Genomic DNA, 26,831 nt, shown 5'->3' on the forward strand with positions numbered 1-26,831 from the left:
TGATTAGCCGCCGACGTGGACAGAGCGGTAGTTGCCATCGTCGGGGTAGAACCCCAGGAATTTGAGTCGGGTCTTGCCGGTGCGCACACCAGGGTAGAAGAACACCGTGGGCACATGGAACTTGCCTTGCAACTTGCCTTCGATGACACCGATGCGTGTGTAGGGATGCAGCGCCTCAAGATCGGTGACTAGCAAAATGGCCTTAGGCTTGCCCTCAAGCGTGGCCAGCTTGGCTTCGATGCGTGCCTGTAATGCGCCGTTGCTGATGGCATTGGCGAGCGACGCATTGGTCTTGCTCCATGCCAATGGTGCCTTCTGATCGGCCGCAAGCCAGATCTTGCGAAGTGGAGCCTTCTCGATAATGTCAGCAACATGTTCGGCGATCGAAAAGGTCTCTACCTCCCAACCTTCATTGCGCAGCCTATGCACCCACGCGGGGGTTTCACGCTTTACATTGAGGATCTGATTGGGCGGGAAAACCAAGTAGAAAATGGGCTCAAAGCTGGCATGGCCAAACTCGCGCCCTTGCTTGATTCGCTCCATCAACTCATTGAAATCAGCTTTGAGCGATGACATCGATCAGTTCCTCCATGCTTTTATAGGTCCACCCGATATGCACGACATCAGAGGCGGCCTGAAATATGAGCAGGCCTTGTAATGACAGACGCTTGAATTGATCACGGACGTCGGCACGTTCCAGCCCGAAGAGATCCCAGTCGGAGCTTGAAACAATTTGGTTGTCGCCGAGACCACTGAACTTCAAGTCGTAGGCCAAGTAGGCTGCGACCTTTGGCAAGATGCGATACGCAGCAATCGAGCGCTGGTTGCGGCCTGTGGTGGTGAGCAATCCATAGTCGGCGCAACAGCCCATCAAATACGAGGCATTGCGCTTTACCGTGATGTCCGACCATGGCGCTTTGGTTTTGCCTTCCCGGACATTGTGTGTAATGAATTCATGCGCATCTTCCAGTTGAAGATCATTTCGGCCAGCTGCGTATCTGGGCCAATAAACCTCTCGCACAAAGTCAGCTAATAGAAGATTGGCGCGTGCAGTGTAGAGGAAGAACAATTGATTCAGCTCGGAGGATGTGAAGCGACCCACCAAGGTTTTGAGGCGTAAAGCAACATATGGGTCACGCAGGTAACGTGGTGCAAAGCACTCTACGATGATATTGCGTAGTCGCCGCGCAGTGACCAAAGGAAAGCGGCCGGATGTCAGTGCAGCCTCATGTAACTGTGATGCATTCATTCCAGGTTGATAAACCTGAAGCAGCTGCCTAGTTTCGTCTAAAAGTCCCAACCCCGCGGATAGCTGGGTAGTGTAAAGCTGCTGATTCACTCAGCCTCCCGAATGTAGGGGAACGTCTGGATTCCGGAGGTGAAGGCGGCACAATAAAAGCCCGCAGCACGTTGTAATTCGGCACTGATGTCTTGACTCATCAGCCCCAGTGACACGGGGCCTGGCGATGCGGATTCTGTTTTTTTTGCCAATTCAGTCAAGCGTGTCAGCGCAAACTCACGACTTACCAATCTAGCTTGCACTGCTTGAACGAAAGTGATGTCGTTCAGAGCGTCAGCAGAAGCTTGCTCTAACCCAAGCGGCAAACGAAATAGGTGATAGATACGGCCAACACCAATGACCTCGTCGTGAACCTTAGCTGCCGCCGCAGTTGACCCCTGGTATTGGGCAAGAAACAGAGAACGGTTAAATATTGGAGCCAAAAAAGCAGCAGCTGTAGCACCAAAGAATTGGCTGCCCCACCAATTAGCTTGGTCGTGCTCCCCTAGGTAGCCAACCAGAACCCGTAGTTCTGCGATTGTTTTTGCGATGGTATTCATCAAAGATCCTATATCGATTTTCAACGGTGCCGCTAGGCTGAACTGCTATAAGTTGCAGTTGTATCGCCCAGACTGGGCTCTTTGCACAAATGAACTCAAGAGAAACCCGCGCATTCTAGCGTTCAAGAATATTTTGTTCCTGAAACGTTAAAGTGGATCACCTGACAAATCAAAGAGATGACGATGTTAACATAAAGAGTTTCTGTCAATCAGTAACGAAATGAACAGCAAGCCGCGTTCAAAATTGACCAAGGTTAACAGGTTAATTTTCGCAGGTCCTGTAGGATCTCACGACGCAACCAATTCGGCTCGCGCGCCCGGCCAGCTCCCGCCCGGTATTGCAAGAGGTGGTAGCGTTACCTTGTGCGGTTGTTAGGCCTGCGCTCTGCACCCACTGCGCCCATCTGCAGATCCATACAACCCCACCCTAGCCCTGATCCAGCGCATCGAAGCATTTGAGGAACATGCTGTTCGGTATCATCCCGTTCAGAGCTGCATCTCGACTATGTTGGGTGGATTCACAAACGTGACTGTCGATTTCACCTGCATGCTCCCGTGGTTAACGCCCGAATTTTCTCGCCGCCCCCCATCGCCGTACTTCTTGGGGGCCAGCTTTGCGGCTAGCCATTTACGAGCATCGATCTGCAGGCGGGCACGAGCAATCACATCATGGTTAACTTTTACGTTCCCGTTGGCGTCGAGGAAGGTGTCATTGCTGCCGTCATCGGCGATTTGGAGGATCTCGTCGGCCAGTTTGTCGGCCAGATCCTCGCGCGCACACACGTACTGGTCCCTAAATTCTACGTAGCGTTCATCAGCCAACCAGCGCATCACCATGGATTTGGACGGCATACCCGGACGAGCCAACACTGCGCGTAGACTCACCCCATCAGCAATGGCGCTACATATGGCCTCCCCCAACTCGTTCGTGTATGCGCTCCGACGGCCTCTTGTTACCGGCTTGGGATTCGACGTATTGGTTTCCACCGTGGAAACCTGAGGAGTGACAACTGGGATCATAACTTGAGTTGTAGAATCCACGTGTTCTGCGCCACTTATAGGCGCCGTAGGCATAGCTGAAGATGAGGCAGCGTTAACAGGTGTTGTGACTCTTGACCATTTGTGCGTCTTGGCCCGCTTGTTAATGGCGGTATGTGAAATGCCGTGCTCTATCGCTATCTGGCGAACACTCTGGCGGCCAGCACAGTACGCAAATTCGATACTGTGCCAGTCTGGGGAATCTGTTGAATGCATAGGGGAATAGATCATAGGCGACCAGTATTTCCGAGGAGGCAAGTAGGTATCCAGCCCTACAGGGGGAGCCCCGTCAGTGCAAACGCAGCTGTGTGTGGCAAGAAGTTGTCTGTGATAGTCACTTGGTCACTGTTTTGATAAACATCCCGCCATCATTGGGCTAGCAGCTAGTGACCATGATTTTTCATGGTCTCTGGGAGTCACTCACATCACTCTTTTGGGCACTGCTTTCACTGATCCACTCATTGCGTCATCTCCCATCTGCCATCCATCAAGAAGCATCAGGGCAGTGACCCAGTGACAAACAGTGACCATGAATCAATGTTGGTCACTGCATCCCAACCCGTGCAGGACCAGACATTCACACAGTAAAGTGACTCAGTGACTATGAAATGGGGTATTCCCCCTCCCCTCAAGTTAGAAAAAAAGGCCCCGCAAGGAGCCTTCTTGTCACCACCGTTCGGCCTCATTAAGTAATGTCGGCCTACAGGGCCCGCGGAAGGTACTCCTCTGCCAGTTCGGTGAGTGCAACATTGGTTTGAGTTTGGCCATTGGTCTTGCGCGTCTTGTACTCCGCGCCCAGCTCCTTTGCAGCCTGTTTAACGGCTTTGCTGAATGAATTAAGCGAGAGTGGGCGGTTCAAGCCGTGGTACTCCAGATAAGCCAGGTAGAGGTGATACAGGAATTTTCTCGGCTCCTTCATCACGGCGACATTTCCCCCCATACAGAACCCTTGCGGCTCAGCCAGAAACGCCAAGGTGGCGCAAAAGTCGAGTACGTGGTCAGCCTCGCGTTTCACCGCCAGTGCATCAGCACCATCCCGTTGCTCCTCCAGCAGACGCTTGGCCAGGTCAGGGTCGGCAAACCGGGTCAGCAGATGGCGAATGATCACCGGTAACTCAGCAGCAATCTTGTCGCCAAGCGCCCCATCCCGATCAGCCGATGCCACCACTCGTCCGAAGTGGAAGATCACCCGGCGACGAGCGATCCCCCCATTGCGCTCGTTAAACACCATCGGCACGTTGTTGGTGGCCAGCAACACAGCTGGGATCCGAGTGCTGAAAATCGCCTTACCTTTAGGGTTGACCGATACTTTATCGCCACCAGTGATCGCCTTGAGCACGTGGCCATCGCCAACGTACGAAGGTTGGTCCGGCAACAAGATCAGGCGTTTGTCCCAGACATTCTCCAGACCAAAGTTGCTCTCGAGCAGTTTCATCGAGCTACTGCCCACGTTTTCTTGGCCAACCAGCAGCTCGCACAGACCTGCCATGACCGATTTGCCACTGCCGCCTTCCCCCGTCACCTCCAGGAACAACTGCCAGTCGTAGCGATTCGCCAGCACCATGAACAGCGCCGCGTTAATGCGATCCATCTTGGCCGCATCATTGTCGGTTGCGTAGCTCAGCCACTTCATGAAGTGGGGGGCACAATGCGCCAGGGTTTCCCCCACCAGCGGCTCGCTGTACTCGATCCCGTTGTGAGTCAGCAAACCATCGACGAGGGAATGCGGGCGAAACGCGCGGAGCACTAAGTCATAGACCCCATTGGCAAAACCAATCAGGTTGAGCGCCGGACGCGGTATCTCATCAAGGCCCAGTTTCATGGTATCCACAGCAGTGTTGATTATCCGGGCACTGTGTTTGGCGCCTTGCTGCTTAAACATTGCCGTCATACAGCGCGCAAGCACCGCATCCGGCATCGACTCCCACAGGCTGCCGGTGTAACGGTACACCTGGCTCGTGTCGACATTGATGGCCAGGGTTCCCAGACTAGAAACCAGTGCCTCCCCGCGCTGGCAGGCACTCATCTGATCCAGCATCAGCGCCGCGTCGTCCTGCTCAGGGCGCAGAGAAACAACATTAGCCGCCAGCAGAGAACCTGTTTTTTGGCTGCCCTTCTTATCGGCCAACAGCTTACTTTTAGGCGGGGCTTGGCGTGGCTCCTGTATCCCCTTCTGGTGCGCACTGGCAATAGTCGCCTTGACCTCCTGTACCGATTGGCCAGACGCCATGCCAGCAGCAAACAACTGACGCTCAGCGTCGGCGTGGCAGATCTCTCCACCAGCGACCAGTTGCGCCACCCCCAGCGCCTCCCGGTTGAGCGTCTCGTTCCGGCTCCCCATCGGCGCGCTGACAATCGCCTCACAGGCACTCGTCAACGCTCTCTCTCCATAGCGGCTGGTCTCTGCGGAGCTGACCATGGGGGCAATCACCTTTGGCTCATGTTTGGGCTTGGTGATCCACCCCAACAAGATGGCAGGAGCCTCCGGCAGAGCGGCCAGTTGGGGGATGGTATCGCCGCGCAGCACCTTACCGGCTTTGATGTAGATCAGCTGATTGCCGGTCTTTACATCTACGCCGGCCAGTCCATTCGCGTTGTTGACGCTCTGCTTCAAGCTGGCAAGGTCTACCCCTGCTGGCAAGCGGAACAGCCAGTGATACGAACCGTCAGGCAGGGTGTCGGTGAGCATCCGGTACTGGATCGGGAGCGTCTGATTGGGCAATCCGAGCATCGCCAGCAGATCCCTGGGGTGCGGCGCCTCGGGTACCTTGTTACCGTCCAGGTCCAGCAGGACCATTTCATCCAAGCGAACACCAAACAGGGTGTCATCCTCACGCACCATGGAGGACGGGTAGCGCTGCTCATTGCCATAGGGTTTCGGGTTGCCGTTGTCCTGATACGGAATGACAGCGTGACCGTTGGCCTCGATATTTGCAGCCTTGGCTTGCAGGGTTGCGTTCATACCGTACCCCCTACCACGCGCAGCATGGCACGCTTGTGATCGAACAGTGACACGCCGTCATCGTTCTCATAGGCTTCCTGAAGGCGGTGCATTTCCTCGATGCGCGCGCTGTTGGTGCTAGGGGAAGCACCATACAGGGCGAACTGGCCACAAATAACATCCCTGCTAATTATCCCCGACTTTGCGCGGCACAGGCTTTTGCTTGCCAGCGAGCGCGCAGGTGCTACGCTCTCAGCGCTAGGTTTAATTATCTGGCCAATATCAAACATGCTAACCGAAGAGGCCGCCGTACCATGGCGGCTCTTTTTTGCGTAATTGGTGACTGTCATCCTCGCCTCCTTACGCCTCACGGCTCTTCTGGATCTGGGCGATGAGCCATGCTTCCAACTCCTCTTCAATCCAACCAACGGCTTTTGCGCCGATGGACACCGGTTTGGGAAAGGTCGGGTCATAAACATTGGGGTACTTCGGATTGGGACGCATTTTGGCGTAGATGGTAGAGCGGGACAGCCCGGTGCGGGCTTCAACCTCATTACGGCGAATAATGGTCAGAGTGGGTTTGCTTTCTTTAGCCATGTTAGTCATTCCCTGTCATGTACTGGAACGAAATGCACCAGCATGGCTCCTTATTTTTATCATTTCGTCACCAATTCCTAACCCTACAGGGGGAAACCCCGTCAGAGACGCACTTGACAAGGGAAATTAAATGGCGAGTAGGTGTGGATGACTTCCTGGAACAGCAACGAAATCTGCTGTTGAACGGCGGAACCGGGACGGGTCAAACCCACCTGGCATCGCCTTGGGATGCAATGCTGAGGGCCGGGTCAAGCGAGTGCGTTTCTATACAGTGGTGTACTGGTCAGCGAACTGGAGCAGGAAAAGGTGGCAGGCAACGCCGGGCTGCTTGCCATTCGGTTGGTCAATGTCGATGCAGTGATTCTGGGCAAACTGAGCTATCTGCCGTTTGCCGAAAGCGGAGGCGCTCTGCAGTTTCACCTGATCAGCAAGCTGCGCAAGCGCACCAGCCCGCTCCTGACCTCCAACCTGGCCTTCAGCAAGTGGAGAAGATGACAACGGTGATGCTGGATAGTATCATGTGAGTTTATCGAGACAGGCAACGACGCCTATCGCTTCAAACAGAGGATGAAATCAGCCAGCTAACCCTGGTCAATGTTGGACGCTGATCCCTGGTCATTTTTCGATGCTGATTGACAACCCGATCCGTCTATACAGACAGACTGTTTGGCAAGTGAATTACATTGCTCTCCAACCCTGTAAATTCATGGGGTGGCACATAGTGATGCTTGCAACAGTCCAGCCAGTCAGCCCACCATTGCACCATCTGTTGCCGCTGGGTGATAAATTCGGCCCGATGAATGTAAGCCGCCCGCACACCGTTACGCTCCTTATGGCTCATCTGCCGTTCAATGGCATCCGCACTCCATTGGCCTGATTCAAGCAACGCGCTGCAGGCCATCGCCCGGAAGCCATGACCGCATACCTCCACCTTGGTGTCATAACCCAGGCGGCGCAAGGCACTATTCACGGTGTTTTCACTCATGGGTTTTGATACATCATGGTCACCGGCAAATACCAGATCAAAACGCCCGGTCAAAGGGCGGATCGCCTCAATGATGGCCAGTGCCTGGCGTGACAACGGCACAAAGTGCGGTTCTCGCATCTTGGCACCACGATGTGAATGTTTAACCCCTTCAATGGGATCGCGGGACGCCGGGATCGTCCAGATTGCTCGCTCGATATCGAGCTCATCCCAGCGCATGAAGCGCAATTCACTCGAACGGACAAAGGTTAACAAGGTGAATTTCACCGCCATCTTGGTCAGCAGACGTCCCGAATAACTATCGAGACGACGCACCAGCTCGGGAATATCCTGCAGCGGCAGCGCGGGATGATGCTGGACTTTGCGAACCGACAACGCCCCCGTCAAATCAGCGGCAGGATTGGCCTCAATCAAATCAGTTCGCATTGCATAACTCATTATGCCATTGATGTGTTGCCGCACTCGTCCTGCCAAATCAAGCGCATTTCGCTGCTCTATCTTACGCAGTGGAACAAGCAGGTCACGAGTCTTGAGTTCGGCAACGGGGCAATGGCCAATCAATGGAAACACGTCTTTTTCAAGCCGGGTCAAGATGCGTGAAGCGTGATCGGAGGACCACTTGCCAGCATTATTTGCATGCCATTCACGGGCAACAGCCTCAAAACTATTCACTTGTTTGCGGGTAATGTCGTTACGCACCTGCTGCTTATGGACGACAGGGTCAATACCCTTGGCCAACAAATTTCGTGCGGCAGCGTGTTTGGCACGGGCCTCCGTCAACGACAGGATGGGGTAATCACCAAACGCCATCAGCCCGGCCTTACCATCAGGCTTAGTGAACTTGAAGCGCCACGAACGGGTACCGTTCTTTTTGACCAATAAGTGCAAGCCATTCCCATCGAACAGGGAATAGTCTTTTTCTCGCGGGCGGGCATTGCGACACTCGGTATCAGACAAGGGTCTGGTGGTTCGCGGCATTGGTATACGACTCCTTTATCGAATCGATGTATACCTAAGCGTATACCAATTTATAGCGGATGTGTTAGGAATGACTCGGAATGTTCTGGACGTAAAAAAACCCAGAGACGTTGAATTCACTGGGTTTTTTGAACTTTTTCGGAATACTTTGGAAGTATTAATGGTGCCCGAGGCCGGAATCGAACCGGCACGACGCGAACGTCGAGGGATTTTAAATCAAAGAGATTCGTTTGCATCTCATTGCATGAAATAGCAAGTAGATGGAGCGAGTAACACCGTAAGTTCGCAGCAAATCGCACCCCGTCATAGAACATCGCATACCGCTTATCACAGAATTCGCAAAGATACGCCGCCGTGTTGGTCTTGCCCCCGATCTGATAATCTGAGCCTTCGCATTTGCAATCGTTTCAGTCGGAGTCCCCCATGGCAGCCTATTCCCCTCCCTTCACCCTGACCCACGCCATGTTGAGCCGGGTGGCGGAGATCGCAGAATTGGTGGGGCAATGGCGCTCGACGCAGAGCTCGCAAGTGCCCATGCTGCGCCGGGAAAACCGGATCCGCACCATCCAGGCATCCCTGGCTATCGAGCACAACACCCTGAGCCTGGATCAAGTCACGGCAGTGATCGACGGCAAACCTGTACTGGGATTACCCCGTGAGATCCAGGAGGTGCGCAATGCCTTTGCCGCTTATGAAGCAATGTCGGCTTGGGCCCCTACCTCTTCTGCGGATTTGCTCAGGGCCCATGGACGCTTGATGCACGGGTTATGCGACGATGCAGGACAATGGCGTAGCAGTGGGGTCGGCATCTATCGGGGTGAGCAATTAGTGCATATGGCTCCCCCCGCGACTCAGGTTCCACGCCTGATGGAACAACTGATGCAATGGTTGGCAGAAACAGAGGCCCATCCCTTGATCGCCTCTTGTGCCTTGCACTACGAGTTGGAGTTTATACACCCCTTTTCCGATGGAAATGGCCGTATGGGACGCTTGTGGCAAACGGTGATTTTGAGCCGTTGGCAACCTGTGATGGCCTTCCTGCCGGTGGAAGCGATCATCAAAGAGCGCCAAGAGCACTACTACCACCAATTAAGTCAGGCCGACAGGCTTAGTGACTGCACCGATTTTATTCTGTTTCTGCTAGAGGCGCTTCGAGATGCGTTGGCCGAAGCGATTGCCGCACAGCCGACATCTCAGCCCACCTCGCCAGAAAAAGTGAGGGTAGAAACGCCGGTAGAAATGAAGGTAGAAATGCGGGCAAAAACACCGGATGCAGTGTTGGCGCTCTTGGCGAGCGAGCCTGCCCTGACCCTTAAACAATTAGCCGAGCGGATAGGCAGATCGACCAGCACGGTGGAGCGAGCGGCGGCGGCGTTGGTTAAGGCGGGACGATTACGTTTTGTTGGTCCGCGAAAGGGGGGGCATTGGGAAGTGTTGTCATAGGACGGCCACCGAGTGTGTTACTACCGCCGCCCAGCTTCCGGGTCGCATCAGTAAACATACAACCAGCCAAGTAAACCCAAGCGCAACGAACCCCATTTGCGCACAAAGGGGACGCAGTAACTCTCTGTTTTATCTCACTAACACCACAAGGTGTAAGATCTCCATTGGGGATAATCAGATACTGTGATACTTGCCCCACATCCCAATGGATAGACTCCTATAGGTCAGCTAACCTGACCTCACCACATCCCCAAAAAGACGCATGAAATGGAATTCTCGTCGCTCGCGGTATCTGTTCTGGCAACTACTGGCTTGTTCTTGTGCCCAATATTCTTATCTGTCGGGATCATCTTGTTAATAAGAAAAAGGCTTCGCTCACATAGGGTCAGCCCGTTGACCGCCGACCTGCTCAGGCCTGCGGGTCACACCCTGCAACAGCAAATCCAGGATCTGCAGATAGACCTCTTTTCCCAAATGCTATTCACGCCATTGACCATGATGATGATCGGGTTCTACCTCTTGTTACAGAGCTACATCGATAAGAGAGCTATGAGCACGACTGTGATGCTGATTTCCGGGGTCGTTATGCTGGGCCTCTTTATCTATGGCACAACCAAAACTTACAAAATGGCCAACAAGGTTCAACACCTCAAGCTGGGTTACTCCTGTGAACTGGCAGTGGGTCAGGAGCTGGACCAAATCGTTAGGCCCCAACAGCACCCCTATCGGGTTTACCACGATATCCCGTTTGATGGATTCAATATCGACCATTTGATCATCTGCCCTAACGGGGTCTTTGTCATCGAGACCAAAGGCCGCTCCAAACCCATCAACAATGGAGAAAAACAGTTCAAGGTTCGGGTCGAAAATGATGCGCTTCACTTCCCAAACCATGTTGAAAAAGCGCCGCTCGAACAGGTCCGCCGTAACGTCACCACTGTGCGTAACTGGCTCAACAGTGCAACTGGGACCGAAGTCCCGGTAGGTGGCGTTCTGGTTCTACCTGGCTGGTTTGTGGATTTACGCCAGAAGATCACCTTCCCCTACATCGTCAGTGCCGCTGCACTTCCCAAACAACTCCCCCAATTTAGAGCTGGCTCACTTGAACTGGCTCAGATCCAGGCCATCGCGCACCAGGTAGAGCAAAAAGTACGGGACGTTGCCAAGGCTGGCTAAGAGATCTTCATTGCCGACTGATACGCCATCAGTCAGCAAACTTATCCCTCCACCCTTGAATGCCCCTCAGTTTGAAGCTCTTGGGGTATAGAGGAATACAGGGAGATTCGCAGCGATGAAATTGAAGTCACCCATTGCAGGCAAAAAGCCAGCGGCGCTATTGTACTAATTCTTTTTTGCACAAGGAGTGTGCTCGATGTCTATCTCGCCCATGGATCTCGCAACTTATTACGGTGTCGATGACATTCCTGCTGCCCTATCGATAGGCGATAACCTCCATAGTTTGCTCGTAGCCATATTCAGGAATGAGCCTCTGACTTCGCCCCGCTACGACATTCTAGCCAGCTACGATCTCAACGCCTTGAGGGGCTTTATCAACGGCGATATGACTCTCCCTGAGTTCAGACGCCAATCTGCGGTAGAACAGGAGCAGCGCCGTTCTAAACCTCTTTACTATAAGGGCCGAAAGATTGTGCATCGCTACCAACCTTCAATCACGAAGCCCTTAGCTGCTCAGCCAGACGACAAAGCTAATATAGAGAAGACCAGTCAAAATCCCACTTGGGATTACCTGCAGAAGTTCCGGATCAAAAATGGTCTGGCCGATGGCCAGAATTCTGTGTCCCTCCCCCCGCATGAACTGGCCAAACAATTCTGGGTGGATGATATCACCAGTGCGATCACGGGCGGTGCCAGGTTGCACAGCCTCCTTGTCGCTGCCGGACAAGGCGCGACGATATCAGCAGCAAACAGACAATTTCTCTTGAACAGGGGGTTGAATACCTTGCTGTGCTTCTTGACCGGCGACCTCTCCCAAGAGCAGTTCGACCAAAAAGGGAAAGCAGAACAGGAGCAACGAAACGAGCTTGCGCAACAGAAACAACGCGAGATCGCCGCTCAGAAGGCCGCAGATGAAGAACGTTATAAAGCCGAGCAGAAAGCCCGAAGTGTGCGACTTGAGGCTGAGCGGATTCAGCGTGAGAGTGACCCCAAGTACATCGCACGGATGAAGAACCAAGCACTCAGGGAGAAGTATGGTGTCACTGGATATGTCGAATCACATCACCTCAAACAGCTCATGGCAATCCTTCTCAAGCTGGATGCAGGTACACGGCTACTGGAGACTGAAACCATCTGGCTCAAGAGCAATGGCCGTGAGTACGAGACAAAGGAGATTCTGCATAGCTACAACCGACTCGAAGCTGATCACTGGCTAGCGGAGTACCGCAACAGCAAGAACCCATGGAGTGCAGTCAATGCCAGCGGACACTTGCGTAAATGCGCAGCATCGAATGAGGCGATTGCGCTGCTGAGTGCCATCCCAGCCAAGCGGCAGGTTCAGCCTAAGCTGAAATCCGCCATTCTCACCACTCATGGTGGCGCGATGCGTGACCATGGCGAACATGCTGCCGCATTGAACATGGGTGCTGAAGCTCACCGCCTTCAACCCAACAACTTTCGCCCCTGCACACTACTTGGTGCAGTCTGTATCGAGCTTGGCAACATTAGTGAGGGACATGAGTGGTATTGCAAGGCGGAAGCCAGAGGCGCTGGCCGTGACAGCATTATGTCGGATGTCAGGTCGCTTCTTACCCGGATGACAGCCGATAAGCGTGAAGCAGTTATCGCAGAGCTGTTGCGCATTCATCCCGAACAGTATCGATGGCTAACTAAGTGGCGTCAGGCCAAGGCGTAACTGACATTATTGCTAGCAAACTGAAAGTGAATCGCTACCCGTTACTGAGAATGGACTGGATGTGTTTAGAACACTGGTAGCGATTCACCCTTTTTATTAAGCCAGCTTCGCCATTGTCGAGAAGATGCCTTCAGTGGTCGAATCGATTTCGCTTTGCAGCAACTCATCAATCCGGCGCGATTGGATTTCGCGATTCACACCAAACAAATCCATCTTATCCAGCAGGTGCATGACCAAAGAAGTGACGACAGCAGTCAACATGGATGAAGCAATGATCGCAAGCCACTCTGGCATGCCAGAACTGCTTAGCCATGATTCAATGGCAAGAGAGGCAAAGATGGATAGTGAGCCCGCGAACAGCTTCAGCAGGGCATCGCCTTTCTGTGTCGACGTAGTTTTCTCATCCCGCAAGATAGGAATAGCGCTCATCAATATCTTGAACCCTTCCTTCACCAGTCGCATGACTTGCTTGAAGACACCAACAAAGCAATTAAGAATGCCTTCCATTAGCATCGAAAGGAAGTTCTTAAAAAAGCCCAGCGCGGCATCTTTGAGCAACGGAAGTGCATGAGACCACAGGTGGTCTTTCATTCTCCCCAAGCGGATCTTAAGGGCTTCCGAAAAGCTGTCGGCCCCAACCCCCTCCTCGATACCATTCTTGATACAATCGCTCAGCTCATAGTAGATGGGCTTTATCGCGAATATGATCACGTTGCCTAGCGCATAGTGACTGGATGCATTGGCCGCATCCTTCCCTAGCGTGATCTGCACTTCGTTGTCGAAGAGAACGTTTTTGGCTACGGTCACATTGGTTTTAGTATCAATAGCTTGTTGTGCCTTATCCATCGCCTCGATCTGGTTTTGCCGGGTTTTCCTATCTTCATCGCTAAGTTTGTGCTTTTTGTTTTTGAACTGGACATACCCTTGGTCTAATTCAGCCTGCAACTCATCCCGCGTTTTGTCGAACTTGCCGATATTAGAGCCGGCGTTGTTTTGCTTGCTGGTGACGGCATAGTTTTCATCAATGTTGATGATGGTTTTGATGTCGTCCAGATGTAGCGCCTTATTGCTCTTTAGCGAGTTGCAAATCTCAGCACAAGAAACGATGTGATCCGTTTCAGCATAACGATCACTTCTTCCCTCACTATTGGCCTGAGCTTTTGTCAGGAAAATGTCCTTTCCGTCGTACTCATCTTTGGCACGATAATCGCCATTAAAATGAGCCTCCTTCTTGGCTTTCATCTTTTTACCATCACGCATCAAGAGTTCTTCATCTTTGCGCGTCATGGATCCGCCATTGAAGCTCGAATGACTGCCGAACTCCGCAATGTTGTCCCGCTCATTCAGGTTTTCGGTATAGCTATCTACCATTGGGCTACTGTTTGCAGCATTCGCATAGGTAAACACCTTGCACTCCTGATACAGGCGGGAGGCAGTTAGCCCCTGCTTGGTGCCCATCTTGAAAGCCCGCATAACACCGTCGAACAAGCTGAGGAAGACAGGCTCCAATATTTTTTCGATGGCACTGCCTGTGTTCAGGCTATCCAGAAGAGCCTGAGCCTCTCTTTGAGTAGCTATGGCATCCGTGTCTTCAAGCTGGTTACTGAAGGCTTTTGCCGAATCAGCACCTTCAATGAAAGCCTGATCAACCGGGGTGTCTAAAAACTCCACCATCGTTGAAGGCGATGCAAGCGCTCTTGGGGTCTGTACATCTCTGGCTTGACGCATCTTTTCCAGACGGTCTAAATGTTGATTTTTAGTTGTCATATCGCGCCGACTCCCATTACGCTGCTGCCAGCTTGTTCCAGATCTCAACAAACTCAACATCAGCTTTAGTCGGGTTTTCTTCAATACTCGCCATGATGTCAACGATTTCGGTGAACATTCGCTTGTGATGCGGCTTATCAAAGCCCTTTTCTCTGATGAGCGACCAGACCGTTCTCAAGTTTGGCGGGGTGAGTGTCATTTCCCTGACTTGATCTTGGACGTGTTTGGATCGCGTTTGCACCTTGCCAATGCCGAACACCAAGTCTTCCAAGGCTTCGACCTTGTAGACTGGCAATGACCCATTAGCGCGGGCACAGCTAATGCCGACTGCATAGGCGCAAATGATGAGATCATCACGCTTGCTCGCTTCTTCAGTCATCGCCTTGATGCTTTGATGTAACTGAGCAAGTTTGGCAGCATATAGAGCTTTCCCCTTTTCTTTCCCTTTTTCCTCCCCCTTTTTATAGCCATCGGCATGACCTTCTTTTTTGCCAGATTCTTTGCCTGCAAAATACGTCATTAAGATTGCCGCAACCCCCCCGACTCCTGCCGCTATTCTTCCAAAGCTCATTGGCCGCTCCCTCTTGTTGCCATTATTATGAATGGTGAATAGTCTGCCATAACAATATAGCTAGCTGTAATCCCCCCACTGCGAGGCGTTGATGCGATAAACCTACTGGATTTGACATTACATGAGTAGGTAGCGGGATCACAATCACAGGAATTCTGGCGTATTCTTCGCACCAAGCGAAGTGGGTGTGTGCTCCTATTCAATCCAACCCTCTTTCGGTATCTCCCTCAGTGGCAAGATACCGGTATCGCAGTTAAGTGGCTCAATAGCATCAACTCCGCCCCATCTCTGGGCAAGCAGCAACAACCTCACCGAACGGGCCTTCCTGGCCCGCTCAACCGCTTCTCGCCGGTTGATAACAAAACCCCTCTACTGATGACAAAAACCCATCGCCGATGATGGGTTTTGCGAAAAACTGCCTGCCAGCCAATTCGTCACGCCGTGTCGCGGCCTGTTTGGATAATCCACGACACGGTAATTCCCTTTGTTTGATGGTATGCACGAACACGACAAGATTGCTCAGCGCCTCGGTATGCTCCTCACCCGCCTCTACAGCGGTGAGAAGCTGCACCTGAGTGATCTGGCCACCGAGTACAACGTCACCGTGCGCACCCTGCAGCGGGATTTCAATCAACGCCTCAGTTATCTACCGATAGAGCACCGCAACCAGCAATACTGGCTGGATCCTGGGTTTCTCAATCACAAGAACGATGGAAAGGTACGAAAGCTGGCCGAGCAATTGGGCATCACCGACTTGTTCCCCCGCGCCAGTGAACATCGTCTGGGTCAACTACTGGACAGAGGCAATCCAAGTCTCTTCTCCATCAAGGGGTTCGATGGTCAATCAGCTGACTCACTCATTCACCAGATACCGGTATTAGAGCAGGCGCTGACTCACCATCTGCAATGCTGGCTCATCACCAAAGACCAGCGCAAGCAACTGTTTAGCCCCTATCAGCTCGTCAATTACAAGGGCACCTGGCACTTGGTCGGCGTCAGCGAGGGGCGATTGCAAGCCTATCCGCTGAGCCACATCGCGCTGGTTGAGCTATCGCAACAGACCTTTACCCGTGATGCTCTGATTCAGCGGCAAATAGATACCGATCCGACACTCTGGCGCTCCGGCATGATTGAGGTGCTACTCAAAGCCAGTGCCTCTATCGCCATCAACTTTCAGCACCGCCCGTTGTTGCCCGAACAGGAGATTGTCAAAACCCTGGATGATGGTTCGCTGTTATTGAGCAGTCGTGTGCTCGATGCCAACCAAATTCTGCCTGTCATCAAATCCTGGATGCCGGGGCTCACCGTGATCTCACCCGGTTTTATCCATGAGCAGATCGTCCGTGATTTACGCCATCTATTGACCCTGATGAGTCAGGCTCCACCCTGACCCATTTGTGACAAAGATCCCAGTTTATACATCTGGCGACAGCGCCTGACATGCCACGACACCACCTGTCGCCGCTGTTTCACATTGTCGTCAACCATCCCGCAGTCGATATCCAAGGAGTAATGCATGAACACCATCAGCCTACAAAAAGTGTCCGACAACACTCTTTGCTCCACCAGTCCCTATGAGCCACTCTTCGATCATGTCGCCGCCCATTTGCAAGCCCAGGGCGGCACGTTAAAAACCATCGAGCGCACCCAAGGCAGGATCGAAGCCGCATGGAAATATGGCTTTAACCCTTTCGGTATGCGCATCACCGTGAATTTCGCCTCCCAAGGCGATGAGACCATCCAGCTCACCCTCAATGGCTCGTTTGTCGATGCCATCGATACCTTCGGCGCTGCACAGAAGAAAGCCAGGGCAATCACGGATGAACTGCTGAAGCCTATCGATATCGCGGCATGGCCGATTAAAAAGGGGGCAGCATCCTCCCAGCAACCCTCTGCCGCGACCACTCCGCCACAGGCACCGCTAAACGGCGCAAACGCCGTTGCGCACCGTGGCAAGCGCAAGGGGCTCACCGCAGTGCTCGCATTCTTGGGCGGCGGCATTGGTCTGCATAAGTTCTACACCGGGAACTGGGGGTGGGGGCTTATCTACCTCGTGCTCTGCACCACCGGCCTTCCCCTGATCTTGTCCGTGATCGAGTTCATCCGTGTTTTGTGCCTGACGCAGGAGGAGTTTGACCGGCGCTATAACTACCGCCCCATATCCGCGTTTTCATGGGTGTGGTGAGGAGCGCCTTGTATGAACATAAAAACTGCTGTCGGTTTACTGATGCTCTGCTCGACAGGCGCTTATGCTGGCGTACTCAGCCTGCTGGATGTGGCAACCCTCAAGGAAAGCGAGCTGGAGATGTGCCCGAACATCTCCGTCGAGAAGATGGTCAACAGCTTTTTCGAAGACCCCGAGTGGATCGGTGGGAAAGCAGCGGATGGTCGGAAATTGGTGAATGTCAGCGGCACCATCACCTATGCCAGTCAGCCCGCACGGGCCATGGTGCAGGTCTGGATGCAAGATGATGGTTTTTCTGTGGAGGCGCTGGAGATTAACGGGCGACCACAGCCAGAGGGGATGCTGGATCTGCTGCTAGAGAAAATGTGCCAGAGCGCCAGAGGCGCTGACCATACCGGGGATCCACAGCAGCAAGCCGTGGCGCTGCCGTTCACGGGAACCCGGTACTTCAACTTCGGAGGTGAAAATGGGATTCAACAATCCATCACTATCGCCCCCAACGGACGCGTCACATTGAGATCCCATGGTGCGACCTCTGTCTCAGTCGATTATCAGGGCACGTATGAAAACCCACTGCTGACCCCGGCGGGTAACTACCGCGTTCATGCCGACAAGATATATGTCACCGACGAAGGCGGAGACTTCCCTGCCCCATCAGAGTGCGAAGTCATCGTGTGCGAGACAGAACTGTCTGCACCTTGATGCACTGAAGCCGAAACACAACGAAAAGTTCGGTGAATAGAAACTCATAAATCAGAGGCTAATCAACATTTTATAGCCGTACACCGAGATAAAATTATCACGATGATAACGGACCATGCTCTGGGCGTTATCGCATACCAATAATAAACGGGAAACTAACAATGAAGAAAACCCCCTTGGCCATGATGTTGATGGCTACTTTATCAGGCTGTGGCGGTGGTGGTAGCGACGGTGGAAACACGGATAGTCCAACCCCACCGAGTGCCTCCTTGGCGATGTCAGGAAAGGCGATTGATGGATACATTCAAGGCGCGACCGTCTATCTCGATCTCAATTTCAACCGTCAGTGGGATGATGGTGAACCCAAGACAACCACCAATGATGCCGGGGATTATCGGCTGGAGCTGCCGATAGACCTGCAAACCTGCGCTCAATATGCCCCCTTGGTGGTCGATGTACCGGTGGATGCCGTGGACCAGGATCTTGGCCCGGTGACAGAAGCCTATCAGATGGTCCTTCCTCCCACCTTTGCCCCCATCACCAAAGATGATGCCTACCATGTGACACCGCTGACCACGGTGCTCTGGAGCAGTGTAGAAAGTGAGCTGGCAGCCCAATCACAGACGACTTGCCGGACCGTCATGGCGAACCGGCAAAAACAGGAGCAGTTGATCGCCTCGATGAAACAGGCCGTCAGCCGTGTTGTCAGTCACTACAACATCTCTGAGCAGAAGCTGTATGCGGACTTCATCGCCAGCGGTGATAGCGAGACAGCCACGCTGGCCCAGGAGATCGTGCGCGGCTTGCAGCAGTCTTTTACCGAGACAGAAACCTTGAAACGGGAAAACCCGGACGCCAACTTTGTCTATGTCGATTACCACAAGGGGGATAGTCGCGACCACAACAATGCCTATCCGGATGCTTGGTATCGTGAAATCCAGTTGCAAGGGGCAGCCCAAAGCAGCACCGAGCTGGTGAAGGTGAGCGATGATTTCGCGCAAATTATCAAGACCATCATCTACGGTGAAGAGCGCCAAGTGACAGGCAATAACTACACCTACACAACCCGCTACGACTTTGAGTCGCGCCATGGGGACAACACCCCCTATAGCTGTGACATCAAGGAGACCCTCTCGGCCCGCTCAAACGCCAAGACGTACACACTGGTGAATCTGGCCGAAGCATCGGCAGAGAGCTTCAACGACTGTGCTCCTGACGATATGGCGGCAGCGATCACCCACCGTTACACCACCATCAGCTATGACGCCAACGATCTGAGTTACGTCACCCAGTTCATCTATAACCGGCAGGCGGGCGCATTTAGCTTCCTGAACGACTGGGTAGGTCTGGAAGGGCAGCTATCCACCCTGAATATGGGTGAGCTCACTGCGGCTCTCGAAGCCCTCCCCTATCAGTATGACGAACCATCCCAAGATCCTGATGCGGCTAGCTGGGTCAAGAGCATGACGGCCAGTGAAAATGGCAATACCATCAGAACCAGTTACGACAGCAACGGCCTCTATCAGAAGCAGACAACCTATGCGGACGGTACTCATAGCCTGGAATGTGGCACGGACGGCATAAACTGGGGAACCTGTCAGTAATCCGGCACCATAGAGCAGAAAACACAGAGGCCAGGGCCGGGCGGTACTGGCCTCTTTATCACACAACTTAGCTAAAACGGAACGGTCCTGACTGATGGCTGAGCCACATCTCCTGATCCAGCTTCAATCGCCCATATGAAAATCCATCATCCTGCGCAACACGCGTGAAATGCGCATTGCCGACTGTACGTAACCATCTGATTTATTGACGAAGAAGTAATAGGTGTGACAGCGCCATTGGGGATACACTGAATCGCCCCTGTACTCTAGACACATCCCATTCATCATGGTGGCGGGTTTAGAAATCTGCCGGGCTCAGCTGAGCATGGTCATGTAGTGGTAAACGTTATATGAATATGGAGAAGATGTGGAAAAGTTAGCCCGGAGATTAGCCGCGATTGATGAGTTGGAAACTTGGAAGCTACATTGTCATGGGTATAGTGCTCAAGATAAACAGTCGGCTTTTGAGCGTGCCCAACCTCTCTGGGTGAAGCGCAAGGTCTCAGAGGGTACTCTATATCTACATCCGGATGTTATTGCTGAACTTAGAGGGCAAGATTGGGTCCCAAATGACCTTCAGAAACGCATGATATGGGCAAGCCTGTTAGCCTCCGCTGAAGGAACCACCAGCAGGGAGCGTTTTAAAACAATCAAAGCATGCATACTAAAAAAGTATGGTCGTGATTGGTGGGAAGATGTTTACCGCCGTCAAAAACGCGCATTTGCGGCCAAAGAGCGTATCCGTAAGCAATCTGCATCCAATGGGCCTGCTGTTAATATGCTCATCGCAAATACACTCTTGTTCGGTGAAGCTGCCAGAGATCAAGTTAAGACGGCGTTGAGTATGATACCTAAGGACTAAAAGTAGTCACTCCCCTCGCCCTCCTACATTCCGATCCCCTGAAATACTCAACCTGAGAAGACTGAGATGGCACGCTACGTGACAAAGCTCTCAATTCTTGATTTTGGCCTTTGGTAACTTGATGCTTACTTAAGCTTAAGCCTTATCAGCATCAAACTGCTCCACAATTGACCTGTCGTTATGATAAAAACGTAAATTTGATCCGTTCCATTATCGTGATTGGCAATTAAAAAGGTTGTTCGCCCCGATGAGGCGGTAGTATATTGCTAGAGACATTTTTAAACCCTCTTATCACTTGATAATTAAGATACATATATGGCAAAAGAAAAATACGGTTTAATACCACACAATGATAAAGACGTTTTATCTTTTAAAGCTATGTACGGAGAAAGTGTTTTAGAAGAGCTATTTTTAAATGCGGATAAGAAATTACCTAAGAGTAATAACTTAGGTCTCAAAGAACTACAAAAGCCTAGCACTCTTCAATTTACAACTGTTGATGACATTGAGCTTATTTTCAACTTCCAGCAGTATCTGAGTAAAAAACTACGTAGCAAAATAAATAACTATCGACACAAAGAAACCGCTTTTCAAAATACTTTTGAGCATTTGATGGCGCTCTCAGAAAGCAATGAAAACCTCCCTATAGATACCTCTGTTATTGAGGATATAGTAGTCCAACTACAATCGCTTGCTCACCCCTCTCCCCAAAGGGTAAATTTCCACGGCATCATTGATGGAAAACATATTGGTAGTAAGCTCGATATATTGAAGATGTCGAATGACATTAACAATTCTGCACGTGACATCGCGACAAAACTGATTTCCCTGACAAATGAAGTATATCAATATCCGGATAGGTATACGCTTGTTGGAACATCGACTGAGTTCCTGTCACATCTAGCCAACCTTCTTTTAATTTATTTCCCTCTGGATATTACTGAACAATGGTTAGAGTTTGAAAAGAATGCTCGGCATCATCCTGAAAAAAACACTCCCGATGATTTATTTATGGCAATCGGGACTAAAGTCTCAATGGAGTTTGGATGTTATCATCATATAGTCAAGACATTCCTCACCGCAGCCTATCTCATATTATTACACATTGAAGAGATATTCCCAGTAAAGGAACGTAGCAGGACATTATCCCCTGATGAATACATATTTTTTACACATAATCGCAGAACATTCGGAGAAGGAAAGACAAATAAATTAATGTCGATACCAATTTACTATAGGAATATTACCTACAAGATTTGGCTATACTATTGGCAACACTCTCAACCAAAATTTAAAAATGCTACCCCTGATACAATCGACGAACTACACGTGACTGGTCCGGAAATGATTATGGCGCTTGCCGAAGCGTTTCCTTATACGCGGATGGAATTCGATGGAAAATCCAGCGCAGATGACTTGGCTTCCAGGCGAAATCTTATTTCTGATATATACAAATACTCATCACTCGTTGACCACTACTTCAAGCACGAGGGCTGATGCTTTGACCAGCATGCATCACGCATGAGATAGTTCAAACCACGCATTGATTACTGTTACCTCCCCACTATCAGGAGGTAACAGTCATGCCCATCATCCCCCTACACTTCACTCGTAAAACCCTTGATGCCCTTCCTCCCCCTGCGAACGGGAAGCAGCAGGAGTACAAGGACGTAACGCATCCTCAACTTCGGGTCATGCGTTACCCTTCATCACTCTCTTTTCTGTTCAAGACCACCCATCGCTACCAGCCGATCTGTGAAACGCTTGGCACGTATCCATACATGTCGATCCAGGATGCTCGTAGCGCTGTTTATGAGCGAATGCAGGCACTCCAAAGCGGCACTTACTCGCTAGGCAAGAACAAACGGCTCGATGAGGTCTATCAAACCCTTTACCTCACCGACCTCAAGCTGAACAAACGTAATACGGCATCTGAGTTGTATAAGGTGAAGAAGTATATCCTGCCTCGCTTTGGCGACAGTAAGATCGGAAAAATCGAGCGGCAGGACATTGAATCGTTCAAGCTCGACCTCTGTGCTCATCTCCAGCCATCCAGCGTAAACAAGATCCTCGCCGCCCTCTCCCGCATGTTCACGCTGTCGGTCGAACATGGCTATCTAGCTTCTAGCCCCATGAACGGGATAAAGAGACTCAAAGAAAACAACCAGCGTCACCGAGTCCTCACCACGGATGAACGTCAGGGGTTTATCACGGCATGCCATGCGCTACAAACACCTGGGGCCAACTCCTTGTTGCTTTCCCTCTATACAGGGATGCGGATCGGTGAAGTGCTCTCGATCAAGAATTCGAACGTTCATCTTGATGCTGGTTATCTCGTCCTTCCCCTCACCAAAAACGGCCAACAGCACGTTGTACCGTTATCGACGTCAGCCATCGCAACGATTAGAGAGCAGCAGACAGCGTTCGGCATTCAAGACTACTTATTTTTCTCTCCTAACCGGGCCAATGCACCTTTAGCGTATCCGCGCCATGCCTTCGAACGAGTCTGTAAACATGCGGGGATCCAAGGTCTATGTATTCACGATTTGCGCCGCAGCTTTGCCACCACCTTGCTCCAGGAAACCGGTGATCTGGCCTTGGCGGCCCAGACACTCAACCACAACTCCCTTGAGACGACACGGCTATACGCAAGATATCAGGTCAACGAGCTCATCGAAAAAATCAACGTCACACAGGCTAGTTGGAGCAGCGTGCATGACAGATGAGATTTTCTGTTCTCGATTTTTGGGACAGTAGCTCCAGTCGAACGAACAGCACAAACGAGAGGAAGCAATGGACGAAGACAAAATGATCACTCGAAGCGAGTTGGCCCAGCGGTGGCGAGTCAGCAAGAGCTGGGTGGACAAGCAGATGGTCATCGCCCCTGAGACGTTACCCCCGTTTGTAACCATCGGTCGGCAGACCCGCTTCCCCATCCAGGAAGTCATCCGCTGGGAAAATGAACGGCTTTCTCGGCTTACTAACTGATAAGAAGGTAAACATTATGGCAATGCAAAGCACTACCCAAGCTCAAACCAACAAAACTTCTTCGTTCGTGCGTTGTGGCACCAACCTGTTGAAACTCAGCGCCCTCACACGGTGCCAAGTACTGCCGACACAGGGTGATGATGGCTCCTACTACCTCAATATCTGGCAACAAAATAACCCACTGCAGGCGGCGGCTGGGGTGAAGTTTGATACGGAAGAAGACGCTCTGGCTGAGATGACCCAATTGTGTAAACAAGTTCAGCGCCAAACCAAACGCAACCTGCTCGTGCTTGCCAACGGCTTCGTCGACATTGAATGGGTTGATCGTGTGGTTTCCATCGATAAGAACGAGACGTTGCTCATCGGCCTGTTTAACGAATCTCCTCAGGTACAACCCCATTGGCTTGTGTTCAAGACCGAAGAAGAACGCAGCGCTTGCTTAGACACCATCACAGCCCGGCTGCTCTAAGACATCTAGCCAATCAACTGTAACAAAAGGGCCTGAGGGCCCTTCTTCAATTTCTGAGGCCAGAAAAAATGAGCAACTTGGCTATCCCCCTCGGTCTGTACGACATGGATTATGACCATGTCATGCGTGAAGGCAAAGTCATCACCAAGCCTGCCGATACCAGCAATACGCCCCTATCTACTGATGTGACAATCGACTTGTTTGCTACGGCAGCATCACCGTTGGATGCTGTTCTCGCTTCTATCTGTGAGTCCCCCTTACTCAACAACGGCAAACTGGTTACCGCAGACGGATCCTCGATTGCTGACGACACGCAAATCCCCGGCTACCTGTTGTCAGCACAGGAGAATTCAACCAACAAGGCACTGCGGTTACGCACCCAGCATTATCTCAAGCCTGGGGAGACAGTGGTTCCCGCAAAAGGTGAAGGGATCCATATAGGCATAGACAGCGAATACGTATACAACCCCAAGACAATGCACAACGACATTCTCTCCTACCAGTTCTTTGCCAAAACTGAAAAGGGGGAGCACGCAGACATCATTTATCCCGCCTCTTCGAAGAAATCTGACCGACTGAGCTTTGAACGATTTATCAGCCACATCATTATTGAATGTAAAGCGAAGGGGCTAATCACAGAATGGCCCAAGCACGTCTTTGTGTATGCTCATTTCCTAAGAGCAGACCTTGCCTCGTTTGGCGACTTCTGGCGGTTCAAAACTCAGGTTAATGGCATTCGCCGAACAGTGGCATCAGTAAACAATGCCTATGGCATCGATCTTGAGAACATCTTGCACCGTCAAGCTAAACCGGCCCCGCTGATTTTGCGAGACAAGCAGCGTAAAGCCCAACGAACCTTGATCACCTTTGTCGACACTATGCTACACACCCCAGGTGGTGCTGGTCTTGCAGCCGTTGGTGAACTCATTGGCTTACCAAAATTGTCCCTCCCTGCGGATCACTCCATTGATCGCATGGATGAACTACTCGCCGGCAACAAGGTAGCCTTTGAAGCTTATGCCCTGCGCGATGCCGAAATCGCAGTCAAATATGGCCTACGACTCCATGAATTCGCTAAGACACTGGGGCTTTCATCCCTGCCAAAGACGATTGGCGGCTGTGCCACATCGGTGTTCCTGAAACATCTGCGCGAAACGGGCCAAGACCGGGATCAGCTATTTGGAACCCATGAGGTGGTGCAAACTGGATGGAACAAAAATGCATCCAGACCTGTGACTAAGACGATTCGGGAGATGACCCCTGCTGCAAAGCTATTCGAGAGTCTTGCCATCGATTGCTACCACGGTGGACGGAATGAATGCTTTTGGGGTGGCCCGACCCCACTATCGCTCTTCAACGATTTTGACCTCAGCGGAGCCTATACCACAGGGCTCGTTGACCTTTTTCCCCTTGATTATGAGCGAGGGCGAATGACCACGAACACAGCCGACTTCTGTGGCCATGTCTTTGGTCTTGCTCGCGTTAAATTTAGATTTCCAGACGGGACTCGTTATCCCAGCCTACCGGTGCGTACTGAAATTGGCCTGTTGTTTCCCCTCACTGGTGAATCTTTCTGTACCGCACCAGAGATCGAGGTCGCACTCCGCATGGGTTGCCAGATTGAGATACATCAAGGTGTCATCATCCCTTGGGCAGATACGACGCAGCGCCTGTTTGAGCCCTTTGTCTCGCAGGTTCGGGAAAAACGCCAATCGTATGTGAAGAAATCCTTCGAAGAGCTGCTTTGGAAAGAAATTGGTAACTCTCTCTATGGCAAGCTGGCGCAAGGTCTGAGGGGGAAGTCTGCCTTCGATACATCCAGTGGATTGAGCAAGCCTATTGAGCGCTCAGCCATCACCAACGCATTCTTTGCCGCGCATACGACCGGCCTGATCCGTGCCGTACTCGGAGAAGTCTTGGCTACCATCCCCGCTCACCGAACGGTGGTGAGCGTCACGACGGATGGCTTCCTCACCGATGCAACCTATGACGAACTTGTGCTGACTGGCCCGATATGCAGCAGGTTTCAAGCGTTGGGTGAACGACTGGATGGCCCTGGCTTTCGGATGCTGGAGCAAAAACATCAGGTTAAACAGGTCATCGCGATGAAGACTCGTGGTCAACTTACTCCCGAAGGCGTTGAGGGTCAGCCCCAGATCCTGGCCAAGGCTGGGGTTAAGCCCCCCTGCACTAAGGAGCTGCATCAGGCGTACATGCTTGACCTGTATCTGAATCGTACCCCCGGCCAAAAAGTCGATAGTGACCATTTAATATCTACGACTGAAATGTGGATCAATGAACGCGATCTTGTCTCCGTGAGCAGGTCAAAGACCCTGAATCTTGAGTTCGACTTCAAGCGGCAACCCATGCTGCCATCAATGCAGAGTGTGCTAGACACCGAGCATATTTGCTTTGATACACGCCCCTGGCCGACGGTAGCAGCCGCTATGGAGCAACGTGTGGTATTCGATAACTGGCGGCGAACGAACTGCCTGAAGACCCTCAATGACTGGGAGAGCTGGGAGGATTACTTCGTCTGCAAGACGTCGATAAAAGGATTGCCAATGCGTGTGACGGATGAAGGTTCGCTTGGCATCCTAAAGCGGGTTTTCCTGCGTGCTTATACCCAGTCCGCTTTCGGTATGACGAAAACGATGGGGTACGATGAGCTGGCCGAATGGCTGACCATCAATGGCTGCCCAACCAGTGTTGATGACTGTAAGTCCGCCAAACGCGCCAAGCTGGTCGGGCAGTGTGTACCGGTGACGACGCGCACCGTCCGCCTGGTGCGGGTGATCCTGCAAGAGTGCCCAGGGTTAGAGCTGGGGGCTCTGTTCAAGCCGGAGGACATGCCACTGCTCCAAGGCCGGTTGAACAACCCCAAGACCGAGATAGCGCAAATCACGCAGGATGCGCCGAGTCATGAAGTGATAACCGACTGATTGATATAGCAATATCTGGCTGGTGTAATAAGGTAATTGGGGAAGCAA

At 51.9% G+C, this 26,831-nt stretch carries 24 protein-coding genes; 14 read left to right on the forward strand and 10 right to left on the reverse strand.

The window, feature by feature from the left end; all coding sequences use genetic code 11:
• Positions 1-3 precede the first annotated feature (3 nt).
• The 7 genes from I6L47_RS05355 to I6L47_RS05385 form a co-directional block, all read right to left on the reverse strand.
• Positions 4-576: a BREX protein BrxB domain-containing protein gene (locus tag I6L47_RS05355; RefSeq protein WP_100653504.1), complete on the reverse strand. Its 573-nt coding sequence runs from the start codon at positions 574-576 to the stop codon at positions 4-6.
• A complete protein-coding gene (locus I6L47_RS05360) occupies positions 557-1,339 on the reverse strand; it encodes a BrxA family protein (RefSeq protein WP_100653503.1) in 783 nt (260 codons plus the stop codon). The genes I6L47_RS05355 and I6L47_RS05360 overlap by 20 nt, the downstream gene beginning before the upstream one ends.
• Positions 1,336-1,839 carry a BrxE family protein gene (locus I6L47_RS05365; RefSeq protein WP_100653502.1) on the reverse strand — a complete coding sequence of 168 codons (504 nt, stop codon included), beginning with the start codon at positions 1,837-1,839 and terminating at the stop codon, positions 1,336-1,338. The genes I6L47_RS05360 and I6L47_RS05365 overlap by 4 nt, the downstream gene beginning before the upstream one ends.
• A gap of 486 nt (positions 1,840-2,325) precedes the next feature.
• The gene (locus I6L47_RS05370) at positions 2,326-2,826 is read right to left on the reverse strand and encodes a terminase (RefSeq protein ID WP_254204822.1); all 501 of its coding nucleotides are present in this window, start codon (positions 2,824-2,826) and stop codon (positions 2,326-2,328) included.
• Between the two features lie 751 nt (positions 2,827-3,577).
• On the reverse strand, positions 3,578-5,839 hold the full coding sequence (locus tag I6L47_RS05375) for a DUF5906 domain-containing protein (protein ID WP_216948841.1): 2,262 nt from the start codon (positions 5,837-5,839) through the stop codon (positions 3,578-3,580).
• Positions 5,836-6,168, reverse strand: coding sequence for a hypothetical protein (locus tag I6L47_RS05380; RefSeq protein WP_005350908.1), 333 nt, complete (start codon positions 6,166-6,168; stop codon positions 5,836-5,838). The genes I6L47_RS05375 and I6L47_RS05380 overlap by 4 nt, the downstream gene beginning before the upstream one ends.
• Before the next feature lie 10 nt (positions 6,169-6,178).
• Complete coding sequence (locus I6L47_RS05385; RefSeq protein WP_041980245.1) at positions 6,179-6,415, reverse strand: AlpA family transcriptional regulator; 237 nt, start codon at positions 6,413-6,415, stop codon at positions 6,179-6,181.
• Between the two features lie 306 nt (positions 6,416-6,721).
• On the opposite strand from I6L47_RS05385, the gene I6L47_RS05390 reads away from it, so the two are divergent.
• On the forward strand, positions 6,722-6,910 hold the full coding sequence (locus tag I6L47_RS05390; protein ID WP_254204823.1) for an ATP-binding protein: 189 nt from the start codon (positions 6,722-6,724) through the stop codon (positions 6,908-6,910).
• A 154-nt stretch (positions 6,911-7,064) separates the two neighbouring features.
• Here I6L47_RS05390 and I6L47_RS05395 read toward each other — a convergent pair whose 3' ends face one another.
• On the reverse strand, positions 7,065-8,378 hold the full coding sequence (locus I6L47_RS05395) for an integrase arm-type DNA-binding domain-containing protein (protein ID WP_005350905.1): 1,314 nt from the start codon (positions 8,376-8,378) through the stop codon (positions 7,065-7,067).
• A gap of 423 nt (positions 8,379-8,801) precedes the next feature.
• Here I6L47_RS05395 and I6L47_RS05400 point away from each other — a divergent pair, with 423 nt between their 5' ends.
• The 3 genes from I6L47_RS05400 to I6L47_RS05410 all read left to right on the forward strand — a co-directional run bounded on the left by I6L47_RS05400 (position 8,802) and on the right by I6L47_RS05410 (position 12,693).
• Positions 8,802-9,821, forward strand: a complete 1,020-nt coding sequence (locus I6L47_RS05400; protein ID WP_216948842.1) for a Fic family protein — start codon at positions 8,802-8,804, stop codon at positions 9,819-9,821.
• Between the two features lie 393 nt (positions 9,822-10,214).
• The gene (locus tag I6L47_RS05405; RefSeq protein ID WP_234932820.1) at positions 10,215-10,997 is read left to right on the forward strand and encodes a nuclease-related domain-containing protein; all 783 of its coding nucleotides are present in this window, start codon (positions 10,215-10,217) and stop codon (positions 10,995-10,997) included.
• A 196-nt stretch (positions 10,998-11,193) separates the two neighbouring features.
• Positions 11,194-12,693, forward strand: coding sequence for a hypothetical protein (locus tag I6L47_RS05410; protein WP_254204824.1), 1,500 nt, complete (start codon positions 11,194-11,196; stop codon positions 12,691-12,693).
• A gap of 96 nt (positions 12,694-12,789) precedes the next feature.
• Here I6L47_RS05410 and I6L47_RS05415 read toward each other — a convergent pair whose 3' ends face one another.
• Both I6L47_RS05415 and I6L47_RS05420 read right to left on the reverse strand, forming a co-directional pair.
• Positions 12,790-14,460: a hypothetical protein gene (locus I6L47_RS05415; protein ID WP_216948843.1), complete on the reverse strand. Its 1,671-nt coding sequence runs from the start codon at positions 14,458-14,460 to the stop codon at positions 12,790-12,792.
• Positions 14,461-14,476: 16 nt separating this feature from the next.
• Positions 14,477-15,031 (reverse strand): hypothetical protein, encoded by a 555-nt coding sequence (locus I6L47_RS05420; protein WP_216948844.1) that lies wholly within the window; start codon positions 15,029-15,031, stop codon positions 14,477-14,479.
• Positions 15,032-15,515: 484 nt separating this feature from the next.
• On the opposite strand from I6L47_RS05420, the gene I6L47_RS05425 reads away from it, so the two are divergent.
• The 10 genes from I6L47_RS05425 to I6L47_RS05470 all read left to right on the forward strand — a co-directional run bounded on the left by I6L47_RS05425 (position 15,516) and on the right by I6L47_RS05470 (position 26,783).
• On the forward strand, positions 15,516-16,421 hold the full coding sequence (locus tag I6L47_RS05425; protein ID WP_216948845.1) for a YafY family protein: 906 nt from the start codon (positions 15,516-15,518) through the stop codon (positions 16,419-16,421).
• A gap of 126 nt (positions 16,422-16,547) precedes the next feature.
• Complete coding sequence (locus I6L47_RS05430) at positions 16,548-17,216, forward strand: TM2 domain-containing protein (RefSeq protein ID WP_216948846.1); 669 nt, start codon at positions 16,548-16,550, stop codon at positions 17,214-17,216.
• Between the two features lie 12 nt (positions 17,217-17,228).
• Positions 17,229-17,918, forward strand: a complete 690-nt coding sequence (locus tag I6L47_RS05435) for a hypothetical protein (protein WP_216948847.1) — start codon at positions 17,229-17,231, stop codon at positions 17,916-17,918.
• Between the two features lie 161 nt (positions 17,919-18,079).
• A complete protein-coding gene (locus tag I6L47_RS05440) occupies positions 18,080-19,522 on the forward strand; it encodes a hypothetical protein (protein WP_216948848.1) in 1,443 nt (480 codons plus the stop codon).
• A gap of 367 nt (positions 19,523-19,889) precedes the next feature.
• Positions 19,890-20,384 (forward strand): hypothetical protein, encoded by a 495-nt coding sequence (locus I6L47_RS05445; protein WP_216948849.1) that lies wholly within the window; start codon positions 19,890-19,892, stop codon positions 20,382-20,384.
• Positions 20,385-20,699: 315 nt separating this feature from the next.
• Entirely contained in the window at positions 20,700-21,881 is a 1,182-nt protein-coding gene (locus I6L47_RS05450) for a hypothetical protein (protein WP_216948850.1), read from the forward strand.
• Between the two features lie 86 nt (positions 21,882-21,967).
• A complete protein-coding gene (locus I6L47_RS05455; RefSeq protein ID WP_052224742.1) occupies positions 21,968-23,110 on the forward strand; it encodes a site-specific integrase in 1,143 nt (380 codons plus the stop codon).
• 67 nt (positions 23,111-23,177) lie between these two features.
• The gene (locus I6L47_RS05460; protein WP_042656103.1) at positions 23,178-23,372 is read left to right on the forward strand and encodes a hypothetical protein; all 195 of its coding nucleotides are present in this window, start codon (positions 23,178-23,180) and stop codon (positions 23,370-23,372) included.
• Between the two features lie 16 nt (positions 23,373-23,388).
• On the forward strand, positions 23,389-23,841 hold the full coding sequence (locus tag I6L47_RS05465) for a hypothetical protein (protein WP_042878399.1): 453 nt from the start codon (positions 23,389-23,391) through the stop codon (positions 23,839-23,841).
• Between the two features lie 68 nt (positions 23,842-23,909).
• Positions 23,910-26,783 carry a hypothetical protein gene (locus I6L47_RS05470; protein ID WP_197055466.1) on the forward strand — a complete coding sequence of 958 codons (2,874 nt, stop codon included), beginning with the start codon at positions 23,910-23,912 and terminating at the stop codon, positions 26,781-26,783.
• The last annotated feature ends 48 nt before the right edge of the window (positions 26,784-26,831 follow it).

The organism is Aeromonas sp. FDAARGOS 1417 (assembly GCF_019046985.1).
Classification (GTDB): Bacteria; Pseudomonadota; Gammaproteobacteria; order Enterobacterales; family Aeromonadaceae; genus Aeromonas; species Aeromonas veronii.